Genomic DNA, 21100 nt, shown 5'->3' with positions numbered 1-21100 from the left:
GACCTAACCCTTATCACGCGTTAAATAAAATTCAGCCAGATCGAGATCTTCCGGCTGAGTTATTTTCAGATTATCCATCCGCCCTGTCACCAGTTTGGGTTTCATACCCAGCCACTCCATTGCAGAGGCTTCATCCGTAATCGTAACATTGTGAAACATCGCTTTTGTTAAGGCTTCTGCTAGCTGTTCCGAACGAAACATCTGCGGTGTTAAGGCATGCCAGAGAACGGCACGATCAACCGTCGTTTCAATTTCGCCATTACAATCTGACTGCTTCATTGTGTCTCTTACCGGTGCCGCCAGTATTGCGCCGACAGGGTGGCTGGTTGCCTCATCAATTAACGCTGAAATATCAGATAAACGCACACATGGCCGGGCCGCATCATGAACCAGAACCCAGGTCGATAACTTCTCCCGAACCACATACTTAAGTGCATTTAATACTGAATCTGAACGTTCTGAGCCACCATTGACCCGAATGACCTGAGGAGAATGAGACACTTCTAACGAATCAAAATAAGGATCATCTTTACTGACTGCGACAACAACTTTGTCGATATAAGGATGAGAGAGTATCTTTTCCAGTGTGTGTTCAAGTATGGTTTTATTATGAATTTTCAGGTACTGCTTTGGTTTGTCGGCTCTCATCCGGGCACCGACTCCCGCGGCAGGAACAATGGCGGTAAAACGTAACTCCGTCATTCATTATCTTCCTCTTTGCCGGTAATTCGATAAAATGTCTCTCCGTCCTTAATCATTCCAAGCTCATGACGGGCACGCTCTTCAATCGCATCAAGTCCCTGTTTCAGGTCATCAATTTCAGCGTACATTTCTTTATTTCTGGCGCGCAGATTTTTATTAACCTGCTCCTGAGTTTTGATTTCAACGGAAATCGTTTCGTAATCAAAAATACCATTTTTCCCCAACCACAACGTGTACTGAAGCCACCCTAATAAAAAGACCAAAACAAGTACGAAAATACGCATAATCTTTACTGTTAACCGAACGTGGACGATATCCTATACACGATGTATTAAGAAAATATCAAGATTGAGAAATAGAAAGCCACTTATATCACAACCGCTTTGCCGGCGCGAGTACAGTGGCTTTATTACGTAAGCTTATACGCGTTTAAGTGTATAACCAATATAATAGGGCGGCACCAAATACGATTCGGTAAATACCGAAAGCATTAAACGTAAAACGGCTTAAAAAGGCCAAAAAGACCTTCATCACAATCCAGGCTGAAATGTACGAAGTAATAAAACCGACGATCAGAGGCAGAGCCAGCTCACCAGTAAAATCTTTATAATGCTCAAGCAAATCCAGTCCACTAGCCGCCAACATAACCGGCAGTGCCAAAAGGAATGAAAACTCCGCACTGGCAGTCCGGCTGACACCGACCAACAAAGCTCCGACAATGGTCGAACCGGCACGACTGGTACCCGGAATCAGAGCAAATACCTGGGCAATACCAATCACAACCGCCTGATAATAAGAAATGTCGTCCAGTGAATGAGACGTAGGTTGATGATTTTTCAAATAACGTTCGACAATTAAGAAAATAACACCGCCCATAATAAACATGATCGGAACAACCGTAATGGAAAAGAGAGATTTCACTTCATCCTTAAATAAAAATCCGACGGCTGCTATCGGTAAAAAAGCAATGAATACTTTAACCCACAAAGCGATATATTTAGGATGAAAACGCTCTTTGTAGTTGGTCAGGACAGCAAGAATAGCCGATAGCTGAATAATGACCTCAAAGGCCTTATTGCTATCGCTTTGTGCCAGTCCCAGCCATTCACTGGCAACAATTAAATGTCCGGTTGAAGAAATAGGAAGAAACTCGGTAACCCCCTCGATTAAACCGAGAATAACGCTTTGAATTATATCCATGTATTTACTCTGTAATGGTTGGATTAAACCAGGGCTTTACTACCCTGAGTACATCTAAATCTTTTGCCTGCGACCAAATCTGACAGACGGTTCTGCCATCATCAGGGACAATCAGTTCCGGATTCAGTTCAAAAAGAGGCTGAATAACAAATGGATATTTATAAATATCTTCCCGGGGAACCTGAGGCTTTCCCTTATTGATACTCTGACCGAAAAGAAGAATATCCATATCCAGCGTTCGATCCTGAAATTTTTGAGCACCAGGATCCCGCCCCCATTCGATTTCAATTTCTTTGAGCTGATTCGAAAACTCATACAGTTTAAGCGAGGTTGTCATCTCAACAATGAGATTAAAGAAAGTTTTTCCCTCAAACCCAACCGCCGGCGATTCATAAATTGTCGACATTGCAGTCAGCTGACCTAAAAGGGATAACGATTTGACCCCTTCCTCTACATGTTTGTGTTTGTCTATATTTGAGCCAATGCCAACATAAACAACCGTCATAGCACTCCTCTCTCAATCTCGACACCCACGCTGGCGGCCTGAGCGACAGCACCGGGTTTCGCTAAACGAATTCGGATCCAGGGAACAAAGAAGCGGGACATCACCAGCTCAGCGACTTCTTCCGCTACCCTTTCGACCAGCAGAAACCTGCCATTTTCAATATGCTGAATAATGGCTTCGCTAACCTGAGAATAATCCAGTGCATCCTTTACATCGTCACTTTTCCCGGCAGGACGATTATCATGAGCCATTTCAATATCAAGAACCAGCTTCTGTTTAATCTGTTGTTCCCAGTCATAAACACCGATTGTGGTAATCACGGTTAACTGTTCAATAAATACTTTATCCATGAGACTTTACTTCAAACTATTATACAGGTCGGATACCTATGTCATTAAAAACACAGTACCATGTTACATATCGCGATATCATATACTCAAACCACACAAATATGGAAAAAGATGCCATATTTTTCTAAGTTAAAATGGTATCTGCCGTTTTATAAAAATTAAGGTGTCTATGTCGCCAATGATTCTAATTCTGATTATCGGAGCTTACTTACTGGGATCCGTATCCAGTGCAGTATTGATCTGCCGGATCATGAATTTACCCGATCCAAGACAATCAGGATCCAAAAATCCGGGAGCCACAAACGTGCTTCGTCTTGGAGGGAAAAAAGCAGCCGTTCTGGTACTGTTATGCGACATGCTCAAAGGAACCATTCCGGTATGGGGAAGTTATTTTCTCGGCGTGCAGTCCATTATGCTGGGAGTGATTGCCATAGCAGCATGCTTAGGCCACATCTATCCTATTTTTTTTCATTTTAAAGGCGGAAAAGGTGTCGCCACAGCATTAGGAGCAATGGCGCCTATCGGGCTTGATCTGACGGGACTGATTGCAGCAACCTGGCTGATCGTTCTTGGTGTCTCCCGTTATTCATCACTGGCTGCTCTGGTCTCTGTCATATTGGCGCCTTTTTATACCTGGATGATCAAACCTCACTATACCGTTCCCGTTGCCATGTTATGTTGTTTAATCATTTTTCGGCACCACGCCAATATTAAGCGGCTTTTAGACGGCTCTGAGCCGAAAGTTGGCGAAAAAAAAGTCACCAATACCTAGGGTCTGTTGACCTTTGATGGTTGATTTTTGTTCACTCTGAACGGGTTTTGATCGCGGCGCAGGGCATGTAGCTTAGTCATTCTAAGCAAATGACCTGCAACAAAGAGCAAAGCCAGTTCAGATGAACCCTTCGGGCAGCGTTTGATGGTGATTTATTCAGCGTTGGGTCATGACTCATGTAGATGACTACACTTCACATGCCCCGCCTTGCCTAAATCACCATCAACTCGCTGCAAAAACCATCACCAAAGATCAACAGACCCTAGATCCTTAGATCCTATGCTTTATTTGTGCAGAGTCCGGAACAAAAAGTCACTCAATGCCTGGTTAAAAAATTGAGTCTGTTCCAGGTTGCTGATATGCCCTGCATTAGGAACGATCACCAATTCACTGCCGGTAATACTGTCATGCATCAGATACGATTCTAACACCGGATGAAACCGGTCTTCGGCACCGACCATAATCAATACAGGTAAGGCAAACTTTTCGATGTCATCGAACAAGTCCCTACGGGAGTAGATCATTTTCCCGACTGAAGCTATCTGAAGTGCAGCGTCTCCTGATACGTTGCTAATATACTGTCGGAAATCCTGCACATAGCCTGCATTGCCATCAAGACTTCTCGGAGCAAAAAACATCGGAAGCATCTGTTCCTGAACAACGGAAGGGAACGATTGATTCGCGATGATCGTATTTAACATGGCAAAATACTTATCGTGATTGACTTCCGGCTCCAGTCCGACAAATGTATCGGCCAGAATCAACGTTTTCACCCGTTCCGGAGCCAGAGCCGTTAACTCAGCGCCCCACATTCCCCCGACGGATAACCCCACAATGGAGAACGATTCAATATTTAACTCATCGGCAAGTTGCAAAATATGCCCGGCGTAATCCGTAAGATTCTGCATTGACGACGGTGGGAACTCCGATTGACCATGAGCCCAGAAATCCGGGACGATGCAACGGTATTTCTGACTCAGGAGCTCTATCTGAGGACGCCACATCCCGGCATTCCACAAAAAGCTGTGCCCGAAAATTAATGTTTCGCCCTGACCGATATCCAGATAATGCATAGTGCGATCTTCAATCGTAACAAACGGCATAATGACTACTCTCTCATTCGGAAAAAATTATTTTACCGGCTCTAGTTGATCAATCGGCCAGCGAGGGGTTGCCTGAATGGAAAGCCCTACCGTTTCACCACATTTTAAGCGCTGCATACCGGCATAGGCAATCATGGCCCCATTATCGGTACAAAATTCGGTCCGGGGATAGAACACATCACCGCCTACTTTTTTTGCCAGTCCCGCCAGATCAGCCCGCAACTGTTTATTCGCACTCACACCACCGGCAATAACGATTCGTTTCAGCCCGGTTTGTTGTAATGCCCTCTTACATTTAATGACCAATGTATCGCACACTGCTTCCTGAAACGCAAAAGCAATATCCGCCCGCGTCTGTTCATCATTGCCATTTGCCGCAATCGTATTCGCCGTAAAAGTTTTCAGACCGGAAAAACTCATATCCAACCCCGGTCTGTCAGTCATTGGACGAGGAAATTTAAATCGTCCCGGCGTTCCTTTTTCAGCCAGTTTCGCTAACAGAGGACCACCCGGATAATCTAATCCCATCAGCTTCGCTGTTTTATCAAACGCTTCACCGGCAGCATCATCAATTGATTCCCCGAGAATCTTATAATCACCGATCCCGTTTACTTCCACCATCATGCTATGGCCGCCAGACACCAGGACCGCAACAAATGGAAACTCCGGCGGCGTATCTTCAAGCATCGGCGCCAGTAAATGGCCTTCCATATGGTGAACAGGCACCGCCGGCACATTCCAGGCATACGCAAGACTGCGTCCAATCGTCGCCCCGACCAGCAATGCTCCAATCAGCCCCGGACCTGCCGTATAAGCCACACCGTCAATATCCTGTGGCGTACATCCCGCTTCTTTCATTGCCGCCCGGATCAATGGTACAGCTTTCTTCACATGATCCCGGGATGCCAGCTCGGGTACCACACCACCATAGTCAGCGTGCAATTTTATCTGGCTATATAACTGATGAGAAAGGAGTCCCTTTTCATCATCATAGATTGCAACTCCTGTTTCATCACAAGAGGTTTCGATACCTAAAATACGCATATTTTTTCAGAATACTTTAAACATGGCTAAAATTTGGCGTCATGTTACCTCGGCTGACGCCGACAAACAAACACTGAGCACGATATAATCGACAAAAAGCTTTACAAAGCCCATGCGTTCGGATTAAAATTTCGCACCATTTTTGATCTCGCTGGCTAAAAACCAAGCAAGCCCATTTTTAAGCTTACTTGTAGTATGAAAATCCAGCATTAACGAATAACCCCTGAGGTGAAAGGCATATGCCAGTAGTTAAAGTACGTGAAAACGAACCGTTCGACGTAGCTCTGCGTCGTTTCAAGCGCTCTTGCGAAAAAGCAGGTATCCTTTCAGAAGTGCGTCGTCGTGAGCACTATGAAAAACCAACTACAGTTCGCAAACGCGCTAAAGCAGCAGCTCAAAAGCGTCACGCTAAAAAGCTTGCTCGCGAAAACGCTCGTCGCGTTCGCCTATACTAATAGCTAATTTCCAGGTAGGAACTAAGTTATGGCTCTTATTGATAGAATCAAAGAAGAGCAAAAATTAGCGATGAAAGCCAAGGATAAACCACGCCTTGGCACTATACGTTTAGCCATGTCAGAAATCAGACGACGTGAAGTTGATGAGAGAATTACACTCACAGACGACGATATCGTGGTTATCCTGACAAAAATGGTGAAACAACGTCGCGACTCCGTAGCCCAATACGGGTCAGCTGGTCGTCAAGACCTGGCCGACGCGGAACAAGCTGAAATCACAGTTCTTGAGGAATTTATGCCTCAACCACTTTCTGATGAAGAAGTCGCTGCTTTGCTTGACAAAGCTATCGCTGATTCTAATGCTCAAAGCATGCAGGATATGGGAAAAGTAATGGGATTGCTTAAACCGCAAATCCAAGGGCGTGCGGATATGGGAAAAGTAAGTGGTTTAGTGAAAGCTAAACTTAGCTGATGCCCTACTCCAATTTATAGCAAGCCGTGCTATCCTCTGGTAAGCACGGCTTAGTTGTATCTCTGACATCACTAATTTAATTTTTTCTTTTTAGGTTTTATGGCTGGACACATCCCCAGAACATTTATCGATGACTTATTGGCTCGGCTTGATATTGTCGACATCATCGATGCTCGCGTAAAACTTAAAAAGAAAGGCAAAAATTATTCGGCCTGCTGTCCTTTTCATAACGAAAAAACCCCTTCTTTCAGTGTCAGTCAGGAAAAACAGTTCTATCACTGCTTCGGCTGTGGTGTTCATGGCAATGCCATTGACTTCATGATGGAATACGAGCGTCTTGACTTTGTTGAGGCCATCGAAGAACTGGCCTCTTATTTAGGTTTGGAAGTTCCGAGAGAACAGCGTACATCTTCAGGATTCAGTTCCGGAAAACCACAGGCCAATAAAGAACAAAAAAGGTCACTTTATGATCTGATGGAAAGTGTCGCCCGTTTTTACGCACAGCAGTTGAAAAAACCATCGGCAAAAATTGCTATTGATTACCTGCGCGAACGGGGCCTGTCCGGCGAAATTGCCCAGCAGTTTGGGATCGGGTATATCCCGGATGAATGGGATACGATTCTCAAGGAGTTTGGCAAACAAAAACCAACTCAGGACATGCTGTTAAGCGGCGGATTGCTGATAGAAAATGATCAGGGCCGGCGTTATGATCGCTTCCGCGGACGGGTAATGTTTCCTATCCGTGACCGGCGTGGCCGGGTCATTGGTTTCGGCGGCCGTGTTATCGGCGATGGCACACCAAAATATTTAAACTCTCCGGAAACCCCAATTTTCCATAAAGGAAAAGAGCTGTACGGCCTTTACGAAGTTCTGAAAGCTCATCGCGAACCACAACAGATACTGGTCGTCGAAGGCTATATGGATGTGGTGGCTCTCGCGCAGTATGGGGTTGATTATTCCGTGGCTTCACTGGGAACCTCGACAACAGGTGACCACCTGCAATTGCTCTTTCGTCAAACCTCTACCGTCGTATGCTGTTACGATGGCGACCGGGCGGGAAGAGAAGCGGCCTGGCGGGCTCTGGAAAATGCGCTTGGTTATCTGAAAAGCGGACACGTATTAAAATTTTTATTCCTTCCGGATGGCGAAGATCCTGACAGCTATATCCGTAAGCACGGAAAGGACGCATTTGAACAACAGATAAAAAATGCGGAACCGATGTCGAAATACCTGTTTAATCATCTGTTACAACAGGTGGATGTCGGGAATACTGAAGGCAAAGCCGCTCTGGAGGCTTTGACTCTACCTCTCATTTATAAAATTCCTGACGAATCTCTGCAGGATCAATTACTACACTTATTAGAAAACAAAACGGGTGTATATAAAAAACCAAATGTAAAACAAAACGATAGCATCCGGCCTCAGCCACACAGAGAAATAAAACGCACGCCAATGCGGGAAGTCATTGCTTTGCTTTTACAAAATCCAAGCTATGCTCATATGGTGCCCGATCTTTCCGGCGTCGCCACACTGAAAATAGCTGGGCTGAATTTATTAATAGAGGTACTTGAAAAGTGTCGAAATTATCCCCATGTTTCAACAGGCCAATTACTTGAACATTGGCGAAGCAGCCAAAATGAAGCGCTTCTTTCTCGATTGGCAAGCTGGGATATACCCATTGTCGATGATAATCAGAAAGACATATTTTTAGACTCGTTGGACAAAATTTTAGCCCAATGTGTTGAAAAGCAAATTGAAAATCTGCAGGCAAAAGAACGAAGTGTCGGTTTATCAGCCGATGAAAAAAGGGAGCTTCTCGCGTTAATGCTCGACTTGAAAGCGTAACCCTATTTCTGTAGTCAGCAAATGATACATTTGTTATAATACGTGGTTTGCGTTAAGCAACCATTTCCGTCACCAGAATAGAAGTTGGATACCGTCTATGGATCAAAATCCGCAGTCACAGCTAAAACAACTTGTCGTAAAAGGCAAAGAACAAGGCTATCTGACCTACGCCGAAGTAAATGACCACTTACCTGCAGAAATAGTCGACTCTGAACAGGTAGAAGACATTATTCAGATGATTAATGACATGGGTATCAAGGTAGTAGAGACTGCCCCAGATGCCGATGACTTAGCTCTGAATGACGATACAAATATAACTGACGAAGAAGTCGCTGAAGCGGCAGCTGCTGCACTTTCCAGTGTTGAAAATGAAATTGGTCGAACTACCGATCCTGTTCGCATGTACATGCGAGAAATGGGGACAGTTGAACTACTGACCCGTGAAGGTGAAATTGATATAGCGAAACGTATCGAAGAAGGTATCAACCAGGTTCAAAGTTCTGTTGCTGAATATCCGGGAACCATTCCTTACATTCTTGAACAGTTTGACAAAGTTCAGACGGAAGAGCTTCGCCTGACAGACATCATTTCCGGGTTTGTCGATCCTGATGCTGATGAAACGGCCGCACCAACAGCGACTCACATCGGTTCGGAATTAACCGGCTCTGATCTTGAAGATGAAGAACTCTCTATCAAAGCCAAAAAAGACAAAGATGGCAATGAAGAAGACGAAGAAGAGAGTGATGATGATACAGAGGAAGAGGAAGACGAAGATGTCGGCATCGACCCTGAACTCGCTCTTGAGAAATTCAACGAATTAAGAACCCGTTTCCAGAACTATCAGGTTGCTATTCAGGAACACGGCGACATGTCGTCGGAAGCCAGGTCGGCAACGGATCTGGTTCAGGATATCTTCCGTGAATTTCGTTTAACGCCAAAACAGTTTGATCATCTTGTTAACTCACTTCGTGGTTCAATGGATCGTGTCCGTACTCAGGAACGTCTGATCATGAGACGGGTTGTTGAATACGGAAAAATGCCGAAAAAATCATTTATTGCGGTATTTACCAATAACGAATCCAATGAAGAGTGGCTGGATACCGTCTTAGCATCGGATAAACCATACGCTGAGAAAATTCGAGCTAACGAAGAAGAAATTCGTCGCTCAATTCAGAAACTTCAGGCCATCGAAGAAGAAACCAAACTGAGCGTGAACCGCATTAAAGACATCAGTCGTCGTATGTCGATTGGCGAAGCGAAAGCCCGCCGGGCCAAAAAAGAAATGGTCGAAGCGAACTTACGTCTGGTTATCTCTATTGCTAAGAAATACACCAACCGTGGTTTACAATTCCTTGATCTGATTCAGGAAGGTAACATCGGTCTGATGAAAGCCGTTGATAAATTTGAATACCGCCGTGGTTATAAGTTCTCGACTTATGCAACATGGTGGATTCGTCAGGCAATCACCCGCTCCATTGCAGATCAGGCTCGTACCATCCGTATTCCGGTACACATGATCGAGACTATCAACAAACTGAACCGTATCTCCCGTCAAATGCTTCAGGAAATGGGCCGTGAGCCTCTGCCGGAAGAATTGGCAGAACGTATGGCAATGCCGGAAGATAAAATACGTAAAGTACTAAAAATCGCTAAAGAGCCAATTTCCATGGAAACCCCAATCGGTGACGATGAAGATTCGCATCTGGGTGATTTTATCGAGGATACAACGTTAGAACTTCCGTTAGACTCGGCGACCTCTACCAGCTTAAGAGCCGCTACCCGGGATGTACTGGCAGGTCTGACACCTCGTGAAGCCAAAGTACTTCGTATGCGTTTTGGTATCGATATGAACACGGACCATACTTTGGAAGAAGTAGGTAAACAGTTTGATGTAACCCGTGAACGTATTCGTCAGATCGAAGCAAAAGCGTTACGTAAATTACGTCATCCAAGCCGTTCAGAGACTCTTCGCAGTTTCCTTGATGAGTAATCACATTATTGATCGGACAAAAGGTGAGCAAACGCTCACCTTTTTTATTTTTATTGGTTTAAGTGAATAAAATATAAGCGGAATTACCCCCTATACAGGGTGGACAGCACGACGGCATTCCCCTATAATCATCCCCCTACATGGGGCCTTTAGCTCAGTTGGTTAGAGCATCCGACTCATAATCGGCAGGTCCTGGGTTCAAGTCCCGGAAGGCCCACCATATTTATTAAAGGCTTAGCATTACTTTTAATGCTAAGCCTTTATCGTTTCTGACTACTGTAAACATATATACAATTAAAGTCGGCTGAAGCAATTATCAGCTATTTTGTAACTTCTTCTCCATATACACACGATCATAGCCATCAACACAAGCCCGCTTATAAACCCTGTAACCTAAACGTTCGAACAAAGCGATATTGCTGCTCATTTTGATATTGATGAACAGTTTTATTGAATGAAATCTCCTGTTAATGACTATTGCCCGCCTAACGGGCACAACTCATGCCCCCCAAGTTGAATATTGTCTTAAACGAAAAGGTTAAACAGTGAATTGCGTTTGTCAGGCATCAGAGGCCTCTAGCAATTATTGCCTACTCTCCTCCTGCCAGTTGTACTCCATTTGTCTTGCTACAGTCTCCGCAAACGGCTTACCGTAGTGTTTTGACACAAGATGTAAACTCATGTCTATACCCGCAGAAATGCCACCAGAAGTAGTGAACTTTCCGGAAGTGACCCAACGTTGGTCAGAAATGACTTTTAAATCCGGAAACTGAGCAGATAGATCAGGAATATCTTCCCAGTGGGTAGTCACTGTTAATTTTTTTATTAAACCAGCCTGAGCTAAAAGAAATACACCGGTACACACTGATGCGATTTCAACAGTAAGAGGTTCAACAGAAGCCAGCCACGTCAGGATATTTGGTTTATACATTTCATCGGTGTGTACTCCACCGACAACGACAAGTAAATCCATCTGAGGATGATTCTGTAGCGTGTAATCAGGCAGAACTTTAAAGCCGCCACGGGCTACAACTGGTTTAGAGTTTTCTGAAATCAGAAACACGTTCAGACCATCAGCACCTAATCTTTTCGCTGTACTGAAAACTTCAAACGGACCCGAAAAATCAAGAACTTCTGCTTGATCGTAAATATAGATACCAATATTCATTGTGCCTCCATGCACTTAATGCCTGCGATGAGGTGTGTCCCACCGAACCAGAAGAGCTCTCCGGGCTCCAAACCAAAACCACCGAGCAAAAGAAATCACCTTAATTGCCTTGTCATGCATTTGAATTTTTGCCAAAGAGAGCTTTTGCTAAAGAGAGCTTTTGCTAAAACTTGACTATCCAGTGCATTTTTACCTGCGAGATCACTCCTCATCGCGAATACTATCAACTAAAAATCGTCCGTACACCATAAAACCATAACGCAAAGCTAAAAACACTCTGAGCCGTTTTAGCTAAACCATACCCACGTAGCCTTCACGCTCCCGGATTCGTTTGCACCATGCCTGAATATTCGGATAAAGAGACAGATCGAAGCCACCTTCATGTGCGACGTGCGTGTACGCATATAAAGCAATATCAGCAATCGTCAGCTGATGACCGACAAGATAGTCTGTTTGCCCTAATTGGCTGTCCATAATCGACAACGCATTATTACCACCAGACTGTAGCGAATGGTATTCCTCTACCCTTGATTCCGGCATACCAAGGTATTTTTGTATATAACGGGCCACCGCAATAAATGGCTCATGGCTGTATTGCTCAAAAAAAAGCCACTCGTACATTTTAGCCTTATCGTATTTACCCGTAGGTATAAAGACGGTTTCATCAGCAAAATAACCAAGAATTGCATTAGACTCCGACAAACAACGGCCATCATCCATCACAACCGTTGGGATTTTCCCATTCGGATTAATCGACAAAAATTCCTTTGTTCTGGTCTCACCATCTAAGATATTCATGTGACACCATTCATGTTTAAGTCCTAAAAATGACAACAGCAATTTAACCTTGTAGCAGTTTCCTGACTGGATATCTCCATATACCTTCACGTAAATCTCCCTTTATACCAACGAATACGCCCGCGGTGGTTAGCAAAATACCAATATCCTTGTTTGGTTGTTTAAATGCAACACAACCGCCACCGTTACCATCATATTTATAAATAGTCCTTCTTTCAAAAATGAGTAACCTCCACTCATGGTCAATGCCACTCAGACAAAGAAAGCTCACTATCCAGCCTGTTTTTTTAAAATAAAAATCACTAGGTCAGACGACGACAAACGGATATATTAACTTTATGTGTTAATCCGTATCGGGAGTAGTTTGCTTGTGACAGAAAAAGAAAAAATGCTCTCCGGAGAATATTACGATCCGGACGATTCTGAACTCATTGCCATGCGGCTCAGAGCACGGCTGCTCACCGAAACATTAAATCAAACCAGTGCAGAAAAACCGGAAGAAAGACACCGGATCATCCGCGCTTTATTTGGTTCAACCGGAAAAGTCTTCCACATAGAATCGGTTTTTAACTGTGAGTATGGGAAAAATATTCATGTCGGCGACAACTTTTTCGCCAATTTTGGCTGCGTTATTTTGGATGTTGCCGAGGTTCGTATTGGCCGCGACTGTTTAATTGCACCTCAGGTAGGCATATATACGGCAACCCACCCAACTGATCCGAAGAAAAGAGCGGCCGGACTGGAATACGCAAAACCCATCACCATCGGCGATAATTGCTGGATTGGAGGACACGCGACCATAAACCCGGGTGTTACACTGGGAAACAATGTCGTTGTCGCATCCGGTGCCGTTGTTACCAAAAGCTTTGGGGATAACGTGGTTATCGGCGGCAATCCCGCCAGAATACTGAAAACAATTTAAGGCCGGAGCACATGGCTACGGCCTTAAATTGTATCAACGTAGTTCCGCTAACTGATTAGGTCAGGAAGGCATTGCCCCTGAACGGCCATTCCGGGCAGCTTTGATAATATTGCGAATCTGCATCACAACTACAACAAAGAATAACCCGGCTAAAACCATTGATACCGGACGCTCAACAAATTCAATCACGTTCCCGCCGGACTTAATCAGCGACGACAACAGATTTTTCTCCAGCATCGGGCCCAGTATCATCCCTAAAATAATTGGTGAAATCGGATAGTGGTTACGCTGCAGCAAGTAGCCCAGAACCCCCATCCCCAACATAACAAAAATCGATGAGACGGAATTATTGATCGCAAACGAGCCGACCATGCTGAACAAGATGATAACCGGGTATAGAACCGCTTTATCGACGTAAATAATGCGCTTAATAAAGTTGACCACTAACAGTGCCATTGGTAACAGCATTAAGTTGGCAATAAAGAATAAGATAAACACGGCATACAACTTATCCGGCTGGAATAAAAACAGCGTTGGCCCGGGGTTCATATCTTTCATATAAAGCACACCGATGATAATGGCCGCTGCCGAATCGCCCGGGATACCGAAAACGAGAGAAGGAATCCAGCTTCCGGCAAGACTGGCATTGTTACTGCTCGATGAGTCGACAATGGCTTCTTCCGATCCTTTACCATACTGCTCCGGCGTTTTTGAAAACTTCTGAGACAGTGCATATGAAATCCAGGCGGCAATATCGGCTCCGGCCCCCGGAAGTGCCCCGATCAGAGTCCCCAGAACACTGCTGCGGAGAATACTCAGCTTGCTTTTCCATAAACGCCCGGATATGCCTTTAAACAAATTGAAATTAGACTCGGTTTTCGGTGCGCTTTCACGGATATCTTTAATCTTATCGGCGTAATATTCAATGGCACCGGAAATCGCAAATAAACCGATCATAGCGGGAATAAAACTGATCCCCTGCAACATACTTACCTGACCAAACGTAAACCGGGGCACTCCGGTAATCTGATCATAACCGACACACGCCAGAAGAAGCCCTAAACACAGTGTCACCAATCCTTTTAATGGCTGATTACCGACCACCAGTGTGGCACAGGTTAACCCAAGAAGAGACAGCCAGGTGTATTCATAAGAACTGAATTTTAAGGCAAACTTTGCCAGCAATGGTGCCGCAAGCATTAAGATAACCGCCCCGATCAAACCACCGATAACCGAACTGGCTAACCCCAGCCCTAAAACACGGTTTAATTTCCCCTGCTTTACCAGCTCGTTCGAGTCGGCAACATAAGCTGCAGATGCCGGTGTGCCCGGAATCCGGAGCAGCGCCCCGGGAATGTCACCGGCGTATATTGACGATGCGCCAATGGAAATCATCAGAGCCAGTGCCGGAATCGGATCCATAAAGAAAGTAAACGGAACCATTAACGCCACTGCCATGGTTGCAGTTAACCCTGGGATTGAACCGACAAAAAGACCGAATAACCCGGCGGCAATAATAGCCAGAATTGCACTGAGATCAATATAATGAAAAGCACTCAATAAAACTGACATAACGTTCTCCTATTGCCAGAAACCCGATGGCAGATCCACCATAAGCACGTGAGCAAAAACATAATAAATAATGGAAGCAGTCATCACGGACAAGACCAGAGCAAACAGAACTTTTTCTTTTCGCCGGATCATCATCAGGCAAAACAACAAAGCAATCGCACTGATTAAGAATCCCAGAATATCAAGCAGCCAGACAAAAAGAGCGACGGCAACAATGATTAAGAATATGGCTTTCCACTCCTTTCCGGTGAACTGGTCCATCACCTTTGTTTCTTTCCGGCACTGGATAAAACCATCAAGAGCAGTAAAGAAAAACAACAAACCACTTAATACAGTAGGCATAAATCCGGCACCGAATTCATCGACGCCTCCATACAAATGGATACTTGTAACAAAAATTACTAAGGCAAATACACCAATAAAAAATTGGGAAAAAGGAACGGTACGCATGGGACACCTACATGTGACGTTTCAGTGATAGGTAGTAACAAAAACATGAACACCGATATTGAGGTCACTTTGCACCTCAATATCGGTTAGCGACTCAATTTATTTTTTCAGCTTACTGATAAGTTTGCCGTACTTTTCATCTTCTGATTTCATAAAGTTCACCATATCCTTCCCATACAGAGGATAAATTTCGAATCCCTGTTTGGTCGCATATTGTTGAATTTTTCCTTCAGAGAAAACTTTCTTCATGGTTGAAATCAGTTTTTTCTCAACGTCTTCAGGTACGCCAGCCGGTGCGACAAGGCTGTTCCATGTGGAAAAACTGTATTTATAAGGTGTTGCTTTCTGGAAAACCGGCACATCTTTATACAGACCATCGGCTTTCTCAGCCATAGTCGCCAGATTTCGGACCATTCCGGCCTGAACCATACTACGGGCTTCACCCGGGGACGACGTGGTAAAATCAATCCCCCCGGAGACGAGTTCCATCAGCGCTGAGCTTGAGCCTTCAGACGGAACAAAGGTCACCGCATTCGACGGCAATCCCATCGCATCCAGCATACCAATCAGATTCAGGTGCCAACCGGAGTTCAGTCCGCTTCCTGATGCCTTAAGCTCACCCGGATGGGCTTTAATATAATCCGTCAATTGTTTGATGTTCTTGAATTTAGAATTTTCAGCAACCTGTATGCCACCCAGGTTCACAGCAAGACGGGTAATCGGAGTATAATTTGTGTAGTCCAGACTGGTCATGCCCTGATGGTGCATCATCGCAATTTCAACGGTCGCAACCCCTAACGTGTAACCGTCCGGTTTTGCTTTCGCCATCGCATCATGACCAACCACTCCGGCACCACCGGTACGGTTGATTACGTTAACATTTACACCCAGTTCTTCCTGCAAACCTTCGGCAACAAGACGGGCAACGGTGTCAGTATTTCCTCCGGCTCCCCATGGAACAATAATTTTAATCGGTTTATCAGGCCAGGCAGCCATGGCCGAGGTTGATGCTAATACCGACGAGGCAATTGCGGTAATAAGTAGGGTACGTTTCATATTGGATGCTCCTGTATTATCGTTATAATCTGTGCTTTTTAATTTAAGGGTTACGTTGTTGGATGTCCTGACGGTAAGCAATATCCGCATCGGCGATTTGGTCCAGAATGACATCTAAAGCCCAAAATTTCTCAATCACGTCATCACTGACCGCACGGCAATGGGCACTGGTAAATGTGCCCAGTTTTTGTCTCAGATGAAATTCTTTCGCATTCTTTGGGTAGCCCAAATTCTCCGTTACGGCGCTGAGAGATAAAAAATGCGCTAATCTTTCAGCGAACTTAGGATCCTGATCGGAATGATGATACAGCCAGTGATAAAGGTCCGGATGGAAATTCGTGAAGACACCACTAAATCCTTTAGAACCGGCTTTGATAGCATCATATGCAATGGCGGCATTTGCATTAATAATGGCAAGAGGTGTCCCTTCAACCACTTTAACCCGTCTGGTCACAGTTTCTAAATCGCAGCTCACATCCTTCAAAGCCACAAAACGCCCTGTATTGGCACAGTAACTCAGTTCTTCATCCGTCAGCAAACGACGGTAAGGCGCCGGGCATTCATACAGACCAAACAGAGTACCGGATGGCAGTGCTTCTAAAATAGCATCGACATGACGGATAAAGGTATCGGTACCCTCATTATCAGGGTCTAAACGATTGGTCACCAATACCACGGCACCACAACCGGTATCCGCTACTGCGGCCAGCTCTTCTATCTGTTTGTCCAGCTCTCTGGAAATATGTCCGGAAGAAATCACCGGGATCCGACCGGCGGTTTTTTCTACCACAAATGCTGATAACTCAACCCGTTCTTCAAGAGAAAGAAATAACATTTCACTTGACTGACAAACAGCGAACAACGCATCCGCACCATTATCAATATACCAGTCGATAAGACGTTCTAATGCCGGGTAATCAATGTTGTTGTCCTCTGTAAAAGGGGTCAACATAACCGGAACGATACCTTCAATCTTTTTCATTTTCTCTGTCCTACTAATAGTAACCGGCTAAATCGCGGTCACAGAAATTTGTTGTTGAACCATGCGGGCTTCGACTTCCGCTTCATTCGGCATATTTGCGGCACCCTCTTTTTCTACCGCTAATGACGCGAACGCCGTCGCATAATGTGCAGCCTGAGACAGGTTCATTCCTTTGGCTAAAGACGCGGCCAATGCCCCGTTGAAAGCATCTCCCGCACCGGTTGTATCGACGGCCACCGCCGAATAAGCCGGAATGTGGTAATGATTTTCGCCATTAAAGATAACGACACCCTGCTTACCCAAAGTGATCAATACCGATTTCGCACCTTTCTGATGAATGATAGAAGACGCTCTTTTAGCCGATTCCACATCTAACACTTCAACACCGGACATCGCAGAAGCTTCAGTCTCATTGGGGGTAATCAGATCAATCTTTGGTAAAAAACGCTCAACCTCTGCCGCATAAGGCGCCGGATTAAGAATAACCTGTACTTTTAAGCCATTCGCCAGTTGGATAACCCCATCAAGCGCATCAAAATTATTTTCTAACTGAACCAGCAACACCTTCGAATCATTAATGAAAGGCATCAGCTCTGCCACTTCTTCACTGGTTACCTGCTTATTGGCCCCCGGAGAAATTGCAATAATATTTTCACCTTCATCGTTAACATAAATAACTGCACTTCCGGTTGATTCGGTCTCTGATTCATAGAGCGTGAACGAATCAATACCACAGGATTCGAGATGATTCTGGGCAAAGGAATTAAACTGATCGTTTCCAACTTTTGTTGCAAAATGAACCTTTGCACCGGCCCGGTTTGCAGCCAGAGCCTGATTAGCTCCTTTTCCTCCGGGTCCAAACGTGGCTTCTCGGGCCACCAGTGTTTCCCCGTTTTTAGGGAAACGGGGAACTTTCGCCACAATATCCACATTAAAAGAACCAAATACGCATACTTTCCCAATCATTGTGTCCGGTCTTCCTTTCTGAACCATGTGATGACTTTGACGCTGAGACTGCATTAAATGGCTGATATTTAAATCGCCATCATGTGTTAATTCAGCTTGCATTAAGTGCTTTTTCAGAGAAGCACCGCCATGATACCGGGTAACCAGCCCGGCTTTTTGCAGATGTTGAAGATCCGATCGGATCGTTTCTTTCGTAACTTTAAACACATCCGCAAGATGGCTTACGCTCAATTGTCCCTGACGGCGCAATACACTAATAATCTGTTCCCGGCGTCTTTCTCGATACATACCCAAACCCTTTTTGATGACGTTATTTTATAAAGTTCAGTTCAGATAGATGAGAGAGAACTCAAACAAAAACCAGACAAACAAAAACAAACAAAAATGACGTGTTAGAAAAACAAAAAATGTGACCTTGCACACTTTTTGTTCTTACATTTAAATAAAAGCCATATATGACAATTAGTTAAGATTTATCTTACTGAAAGAAAAGTGAAAGCGTATGCTGTAAGGAAAGAAAAAGACAAGTTTCTCTTCTTAATAAGCACTTTGTTTTCGGTCTCCCGGGGTCTCTTTAAACAGACGTTTATATTCTCGGTGAAACTGTGAAGGACTGGTGTAACCCACCATGCGGGCCGCCTCATTAACTTTACGGCCTTCAAGCTGAATCAGCTCCTTTGCCTTATTCAGTCTGACTTTTTTAATGTACTGCAAAGGCGATTCCATGGTCACATGACGAAAGGCCTGATGGAAAGCCGAAATGCTCATGTTGGCATCTTTTGCCAAATCGTTGATTGTCAGGTTTTGGCTATAGTCCTGATGAACCCGGTTCAGAATCCCCGCAACCCGGGCGTAATGCCCTTCCTGATGAGCCAGATCGAACAAAACATGCCCTTCTTTGCTCATCAGCACCCGGAAAATAAGCTCCTCCAGCAACGATTCACCCAGCACTTTCGCTTCCAGATCATGACACAGTGATGCCGTTAACCGGATGGATGCATCCTGAATATCTTTTCCCATCGACACGGATCGCAGCCCACACCCTAACTCGCAGGTGCCCGGTTTCCGGCTGTATCCGGATGCTTCAATTTTCTGCACCACCTTTTGCAATACACCCGGAGGAATCCGGATGGAAATACCCAATAATGGCTTCCCCTCTTCCACAAAAGATTCACACTCTAAAGGTAAAGGCACGCCCACCACCAGATAGTCATTCGCTCCATAGGTCACCGACTGTTGATCCAGATAAATATTCTTATAGCCCTGAGCCAAAATCAGAATTCCCGACTGGTAAACCAACGGCTGCCTATCGCTGCCATAAGGACTGCGGTAAATGAGGACTCCCGGTATCTGCGTCTGATGAATGCCATCAAGCGACTGTAATTCATTCTGTTCAATGTACGTTTCTAACAGCTTGATTAATGACATAAAATGCAATCCTGTAGAAATAGGCATTAAATATGGAGAATCCAGCCTATGTAACTATAAATTTAAGTACTATTATGCACATGGTAAAACAAAAAAGTACATGTCTATCAGAAAAGGAAATGTGATGCAATTTACGTATTCAAATCCAACTCAAATTTTCTTTGGTCAGGGTCAAATCGCAACGATTACTCAGGCAATTCCTACAGATAAAAAGGTACTGGTTGTCTATGGCGGAGGGTCGATTAAAAAAAACGGTGTCTATGATCAGGTTAAAGAAGCGCTTGACCAACATACCTGGCTGGAATTTTCCGGAGTTGAACCAAACCCGACAAAAGAAACCCTCGACAAAGCCGTTGCAATAGCGAAGTCTGAAAACATCGGCTTCATTTTAGCTGTAGGTGGCGGTTCCGTAATCGATGGTTCAAAATACATTTCTGCGGCGGCAAAATACGATGGCGATGGCTGGGATCTCCTGACAAAAAAATCCGATGTCAGGGATGCGATTCAGGTTGGCGCAATTCTAACTCTGCCGGCAACTGGCTCAGAATCCAACTGTGGTGCCGTCATTACCAAAAAAGAAACGCATGATAAACTGGTCCTTAAAGCCATCCCCGCTCAGCCTAAATTCGCCGTTCTTGATCCGGATGTGATGAAAACACTGCCGGAACGCCAGTTGCTAAACGGACTGGTTGATGCCTGGGTCCATGTCTGCGAGCAGTATATTACTTACCCTGTTAATGCTTATGTTCAGGATAACTACGCAGAAGGTCTGCTGAAAAGTCTGAAAGTGTTAGGAGAACAATTCGCTGACCGGGATAACGATCAGTGGCGGGCAAATCTGATGTGGTCAGCAAACCAGGCTCTGAACGGACTGATTGGTGCCGGTGTGCCTCAGGACTGGGCCACACACATGATTGGCCATGAATTCACCGCGCTATGGGGAGTCGATCATGCCCGTTCACTGGCAATCATTCACCCGTCATTGTTACGTAGTCAGATTGATGCCAAACGGGAAAAGCTGGAACAGATGGGTCGCAATGTTTTTGGACTGAAAAACACTTGTTCAGCAGAAGAAACGATTGATGCCATTGAAGCCTTTTACCACCAGCTAGGGGTATCTACGCAATTCAAAGATTATGAAGAAACCAAAGAGAAAGCGGTTGAAATTGTAATCCAAAAATTAAAACAGCACGGAATGGTCGCATTAGGAGAGAGTCAGTCCATCACACCGGATGTTGCAAAAGAGATCCTTAATTCGGCCATCGTCTGAATATCTGGACAATAACATCAAACGGAAAAGGCAGGCTTTTATCGCCTGCC

At 44.8% G+C, this 21100-nt stretch carries 22 protein-coding genes and 1 tRNA gene; 8 read left to right on the top strand and 15 right to left on the bottom strand.

Annotation, left to right across the window (positions count from 1 at the left end; genetic code table 11):
• Nucleotides 1-3: 3 nt before the first annotated feature.
• From ispD to folB, 5 genes are all read right to left on the bottom strand, one after another.
• Nucleotides 4-702, bottom strand: a complete 699-nt coding sequence (ispD, locus tag LRQ06_RS09985; RefSeq protein ID WP_232766189.1) for a 2-C-methyl-D-erythritol 4-phosphate cytidylyltransferase — start codon at nt 700-702, stop codon at nt 4-6.
• The gene (gene ftsB / locus LRQ06_RS09980) at nt 699-986 is read right to left on the bottom strand and encodes a cell division protein FtsB (protein WP_232766188.1); all 288 of its coding nucleotides are present in this window, start codon (nt 984-986) and stop codon (nt 699-701) included. Before ftsB ends, ispD begins: the two co-directional genes overlap by 4 nt.
• A 145-nt stretch (nt 987-1131) precedes the next feature.
• A complete protein-coding gene (locus tag LRQ06_RS09975) occupies nt 1132-1902 on the bottom strand; it encodes an undecaprenyl-diphosphate phosphatase (RefSeq protein ID WP_232766187.1) in 771 nt (256 codons plus the stop codon).
• A 4-nt stretch (nt 1903-1906) separates the two neighbouring features.
• On the bottom strand, nt 1907-2407 hold the full coding sequence (gene folK / locus LRQ06_RS09970) for a 2-amino-4-hydroxy-6-hydroxymethyldihydropteridine diphosphokinase (RefSeq protein ID WP_232766186.1): 501 nt from the start codon (nt 2405-2407) through the stop codon (nt 1907-1909).
• Entirely contained in the window at nt 2404-2757 is a 354-nt protein-coding gene (gene folB, locus LRQ06_RS09965) for a bifunctional dihydroneopterin aldolase/7,8-dihydroneopterin epimerase (RefSeq protein WP_232766185.1), read from the bottom strand. Before folB ends, folK begins: the two co-directional genes overlap by 4 nt.
• 169 nt (nt 2758-2926) lie before the next feature.
• Here folB and plsY point away from each other — a divergent pair, with 169 nt between their 5' ends.
• Nucleotides 2927-3529, top strand: coding sequence for a glycerol-3-phosphate 1-O-acyltransferase PlsY (plsY, locus tag LRQ06_RS09960; protein WP_232766184.1), 603 nt, complete (start codon nt 2927-2929; stop codon nt 3527-3529).
• 284 nt (nt 3530-3813) lie between these two features.
• On the opposite strand, the gene LRQ06_RS09955 is transcribed toward plsY, so the two are convergent.
• Together LRQ06_RS09955 and tsaD are read right to left on the bottom strand one after the other, a co-directional pair.
• Nucleotides 3814-4632 carry an alpha/beta fold hydrolase gene (locus LRQ06_RS09955; RefSeq protein ID WP_232766183.1) on the bottom strand — a complete coding sequence of 273 codons (819 nt, stop codon included), beginning with the start codon at nt 4630-4632 and terminating at the stop codon, nt 3814-3816.
• Between the two features lie 27 nt (nt 4633-4659).
• On the bottom strand, nt 4660-5676 hold the full coding sequence (tsaD, locus tag LRQ06_RS09950) for a tRNA (adenosine(37)-N6)-threonylcarbamoyltransferase complex transferase subunit TsaD (RefSeq protein ID WP_232766182.1): 1017 nt from the start codon (nt 5674-5676) through the stop codon (nt 4660-4662).
• 239 nt (nt 5677-5915) lie between these two features.
• Here tsaD and rpsU point away from each other — a divergent pair, with 239 nt between their 5' ends.
• The 5 genes from rpsU (at nt 5916) to LRQ06_RS09925 (ending at nt 10658) form a co-directional block, all read left to right on the top strand.
• On the top strand, nt 5916-6131 hold the full coding sequence (rpsU, locus tag LRQ06_RS09945) for a 30S ribosomal protein S21 (protein ID WP_001145625.1): 216 nt from the start codon (nt 5916-5918) through the stop codon (nt 6129-6131).
• Between the two features lie 28 nt (nt 6132-6159).
• Nucleotides 6160-6603 carry a GatB/YqeY domain-containing protein gene (locus LRQ06_RS09940; RefSeq protein WP_232766181.1) on the top strand — a complete coding sequence of 148 codons (444 nt, stop codon included), beginning with the start codon at nt 6160-6162 and terminating at the stop codon, nt 6601-6603.
• 99 nt (nt 6604-6702) lie between these two features.
• Entirely contained in the window at nt 6703-8448 is a 1746-nt protein-coding gene (dnaG, locus tag LRQ06_RS09935; RefSeq protein ID WP_232766180.1) for a DNA primase, read from the top strand.
• A gap of 97 nt (nt 8449-8545) precedes the next feature.
• On the top strand, nt 8546-10438 hold the full coding sequence (gene rpoD / locus LRQ06_RS09930) for an RNA polymerase sigma factor RpoD (protein WP_232766179.1): 1893 nt from the start codon (nt 8546-8548) through the stop codon (nt 10436-10438).
• Nucleotides 10439-10581: 143 nt separating this feature from the next.
• Nucleotides 10582-10658: transfer RNA gene (locus LRQ06_RS09925), tRNA-Ile, on the top strand.
• Nucleotides 10659-11021: 363 nt separating this feature from the next.
• Here the strand turns inward: LRQ06_RS09925 and LRQ06_RS09920 are convergent.
• Nucleotides 11022-11606 (bottom strand): DJ-1/PfpI family protein, encoded by a 585-nt coding sequence (locus LRQ06_RS09920; RefSeq protein WP_232766178.1) that lies wholly within the window; start codon nt 11604-11606, stop codon nt 11022-11024.
• Nucleotides 11607-11897: 291 nt separating this feature from the next.
• Nucleotides 11898-12494 carry a glutathione S-transferase family protein gene (locus LRQ06_RS09915; protein ID WP_232766177.1) on the bottom strand — a complete coding sequence of 199 codons (597 nt, stop codon included), beginning with the start codon at nt 12492-12494 and terminating at the stop codon, nt 11898-11900.
• 280 nt (nt 12495-12774) lie between these two features.
• Here LRQ06_RS09915 and LRQ06_RS09910 point away from each other — a divergent pair, with 280 nt between their 5' ends.
• Nucleotides 12775-13326 (top strand): sugar O-acetyltransferase, encoded by a 552-nt coding sequence (locus LRQ06_RS09910; protein ID WP_308218825.1) that lies wholly within the window; start codon nt 12775-12777, stop codon nt 13324-13326.
• A 60-nt stretch (nt 13327-13386) separates the two neighbouring features.
• On the opposite strand, the gene LRQ06_RS09905 is transcribed toward LRQ06_RS09910, so the two are convergent.
• From LRQ06_RS09905 to LRQ06_RS09880, 6 genes are all read right to left on the bottom strand, one after another.
• Entirely contained in the window at nt 13387-14898 is a 1512-nt protein-coding gene (locus LRQ06_RS09905) for a tripartite tricarboxylate transporter permease (RefSeq protein ID WP_232766176.1), read from the bottom strand.
• 9 nt (nt 14899-14907) lie between these two features.
• Complete coding sequence (locus LRQ06_RS09900) at nt 14908-15348, bottom strand: tripartite tricarboxylate transporter TctB family protein (RefSeq protein WP_232766175.1); 441 nt, start codon at nt 15346-15348, stop codon at nt 14908-14910.
• Between the two features lie 99 nt (nt 15349-15447).
• Nucleotides 15448-16404, bottom strand: coding sequence for a tripartite tricarboxylate transporter substrate binding protein (locus LRQ06_RS09895; protein ID WP_232766174.1), 957 nt, complete (start codon nt 16402-16404; stop codon nt 15448-15450).
• A gap of 43 nt (nt 16405-16447) precedes the next feature.
• Complete coding sequence (locus LRQ06_RS09890) at nt 16448-17386, bottom strand: dihydrodipicolinate synthase family protein (RefSeq protein WP_232766173.1); 939 nt, start codon at nt 17384-17386, stop codon at nt 16448-16450.
• A 27-nt stretch (nt 17387-17413) separates the two neighbouring features.
• Entirely contained in the window at nt 17414-18640 is a 1227-nt protein-coding gene (rbsK, locus tag LRQ06_RS09885; protein WP_232766172.1) for a ribokinase, read from the bottom strand.
• 249 nt (nt 18641-18889) lie between these two features.
• Entirely contained in the window at nt 18890-19780 is an 891-nt protein-coding gene (locus LRQ06_RS09880) for an AraC family transcriptional regulator (RefSeq protein ID WP_232766171.1), read from the bottom strand.
• Between the two features lie 124 nt (nt 19781-19904).
• Here LRQ06_RS09880 and LRQ06_RS09875 point away from each other — a divergent pair, with 124 nt between their 5' ends.
• Complete coding sequence (locus tag LRQ06_RS09875) at nt 19905-21050, top strand: iron-containing alcohol dehydrogenase (protein ID WP_232766170.1); 1146 nt, start codon at nt 19905-19907, stop codon at nt 21048-21050.
• Nucleotides 21051-21100 lie beyond the last annotated feature (50 nt).

Origin of the sequence: Vibrio salinus (assembly GCF_021272385.1) — a bacterium.
Classification (GTDB): Bacteria; Pseudomonadota; Gammaproteobacteria; order Enterobacterales; family Vibrionaceae; genus Vibrio; species Vibrio salinus.
Note: the sequence above shows the minus strand (reverse complement) of the source record. Positions and strands in the feature narration are given on the sequence as shown.

Coding starts and splice junctions, on each gene's coding strand:
- ispD (WP_232766189.1), bottom strand. CDS start 702: ATGACGGAGTTACGTTTTACCGCCATTGTTCCTGCCGCGGGAGTCGGT.
- ftsB (WP_232766188.1), bottom strand. CDS start 986: ATGCGTATTTTCGTACTTGTTTTGGTCTTTTTATTAGGGTGGCTTCAG.
- LRQ06_RS09975 (WP_232766187.1), bottom strand. CDS start 1,902: ATGGATATAATTCAAAGCGTTATTCTCGGTTTAATCGAGGGGGTTACC.
- folK (WP_232766186.1), bottom strand. CDS start 2,407: ATGACGGTTGTTTATGTTGGCATTGGCTCAAATATAGACAAACACAAA.
- folB (WP_232766185.1), bottom strand. CDS start 2,757: ATGGATAAAGTATTTATTGAACAGTTAACCGTGATTACCACAATCGGT.
- plsY (WP_232766184.1), top strand. CDS start 2,927: ATGTCGCCAATGATTCTAATTCTGATTATCGGAGCTTACTTACTGGGA.
- LRQ06_RS09955 (WP_232766183.1), bottom strand. CDS start 4,632: ATGCCGTTTGTTACGATTGAAGATCGCACTATGCATTATCTGGATATC.
- tsaD (WP_232766182.1), bottom strand. CDS start 5,676: ATGCGTATTTTAGGTATCGAAACCTCTTGTGATGAAACAGGAGTTGCA.
- rpsU (WP_001145625.1), top strand. CDS start 5,916: ATGCCAGTAGTTAAAGTACGTGAAAACGAACCGTTCGACGTAGCTCTG.
- LRQ06_RS09940 (WP_232766181.1), top strand. CDS start 6,160: ATGGCTCTTATTGATAGAATCAAAGAAGAGCAAAAATTAGCGATGAAA.
- dnaG (WP_232766180.1), top strand. CDS start 6,703: ATGGCTGGACACATCCCCAGAACATTTATCGATGACTTATTGGCTCGG.
- rpoD (WP_232766179.1), top strand. CDS start 8,546: ATGGATCAAAATCCGCAGTCACAGCTAAAACAACTTGTCGTAAAAGGC.
- LRQ06_RS09920 (WP_232766178.1), bottom strand. CDS start 11,606: ATGAATATTGGTATCTATATTTACGATCAAGCAGAAGTTCTTGATTTT.
- LRQ06_RS09905 (WP_232766176.1), bottom strand. CDS start 14,898: ATGTCAGTTTTATTGAGTGCTTTTCATTATATTGATCTCAGTGCAATT.
- LRQ06_RS09900 (WP_232766175.1), bottom strand. CDS start 15,348: ATGCGTACCGTTCCTTTTTCCCAATTTTTTATTGGTGTATTTGCCTTA.
- LRQ06_RS09895 (WP_232766174.1), bottom strand. CDS start 16,404: ATGAAACGTACCCTACTTATTACCGCAATTGCCTCGTCGGTATTAGCA.
- LRQ06_RS09890 (WP_232766173.1), bottom strand. CDS start 17,386: ATGAAAAAGATTGAAGGTATCGTTCCGGTTATGTTGACCCCTTTTACA.
- rbsK (WP_232766172.1), bottom strand. CDS start 18,640: ATGTATCGAGAAAGACGCCGGGAACAGATTATTAGTGTATTGCGCCGT.
- LRQ06_RS09880 (WP_232766171.1), bottom strand. CDS start 19,780: ATGTCATTAATCAAGCTGTTAGAAACGTACATTGAACAGAATGAATTA.
- LRQ06_RS09875 (WP_232766170.1), top strand. CDS start 19,905: ATGCAATTTACGTATTCAAATCCAACTCAAATTTTCTTTGGTCAGGGT.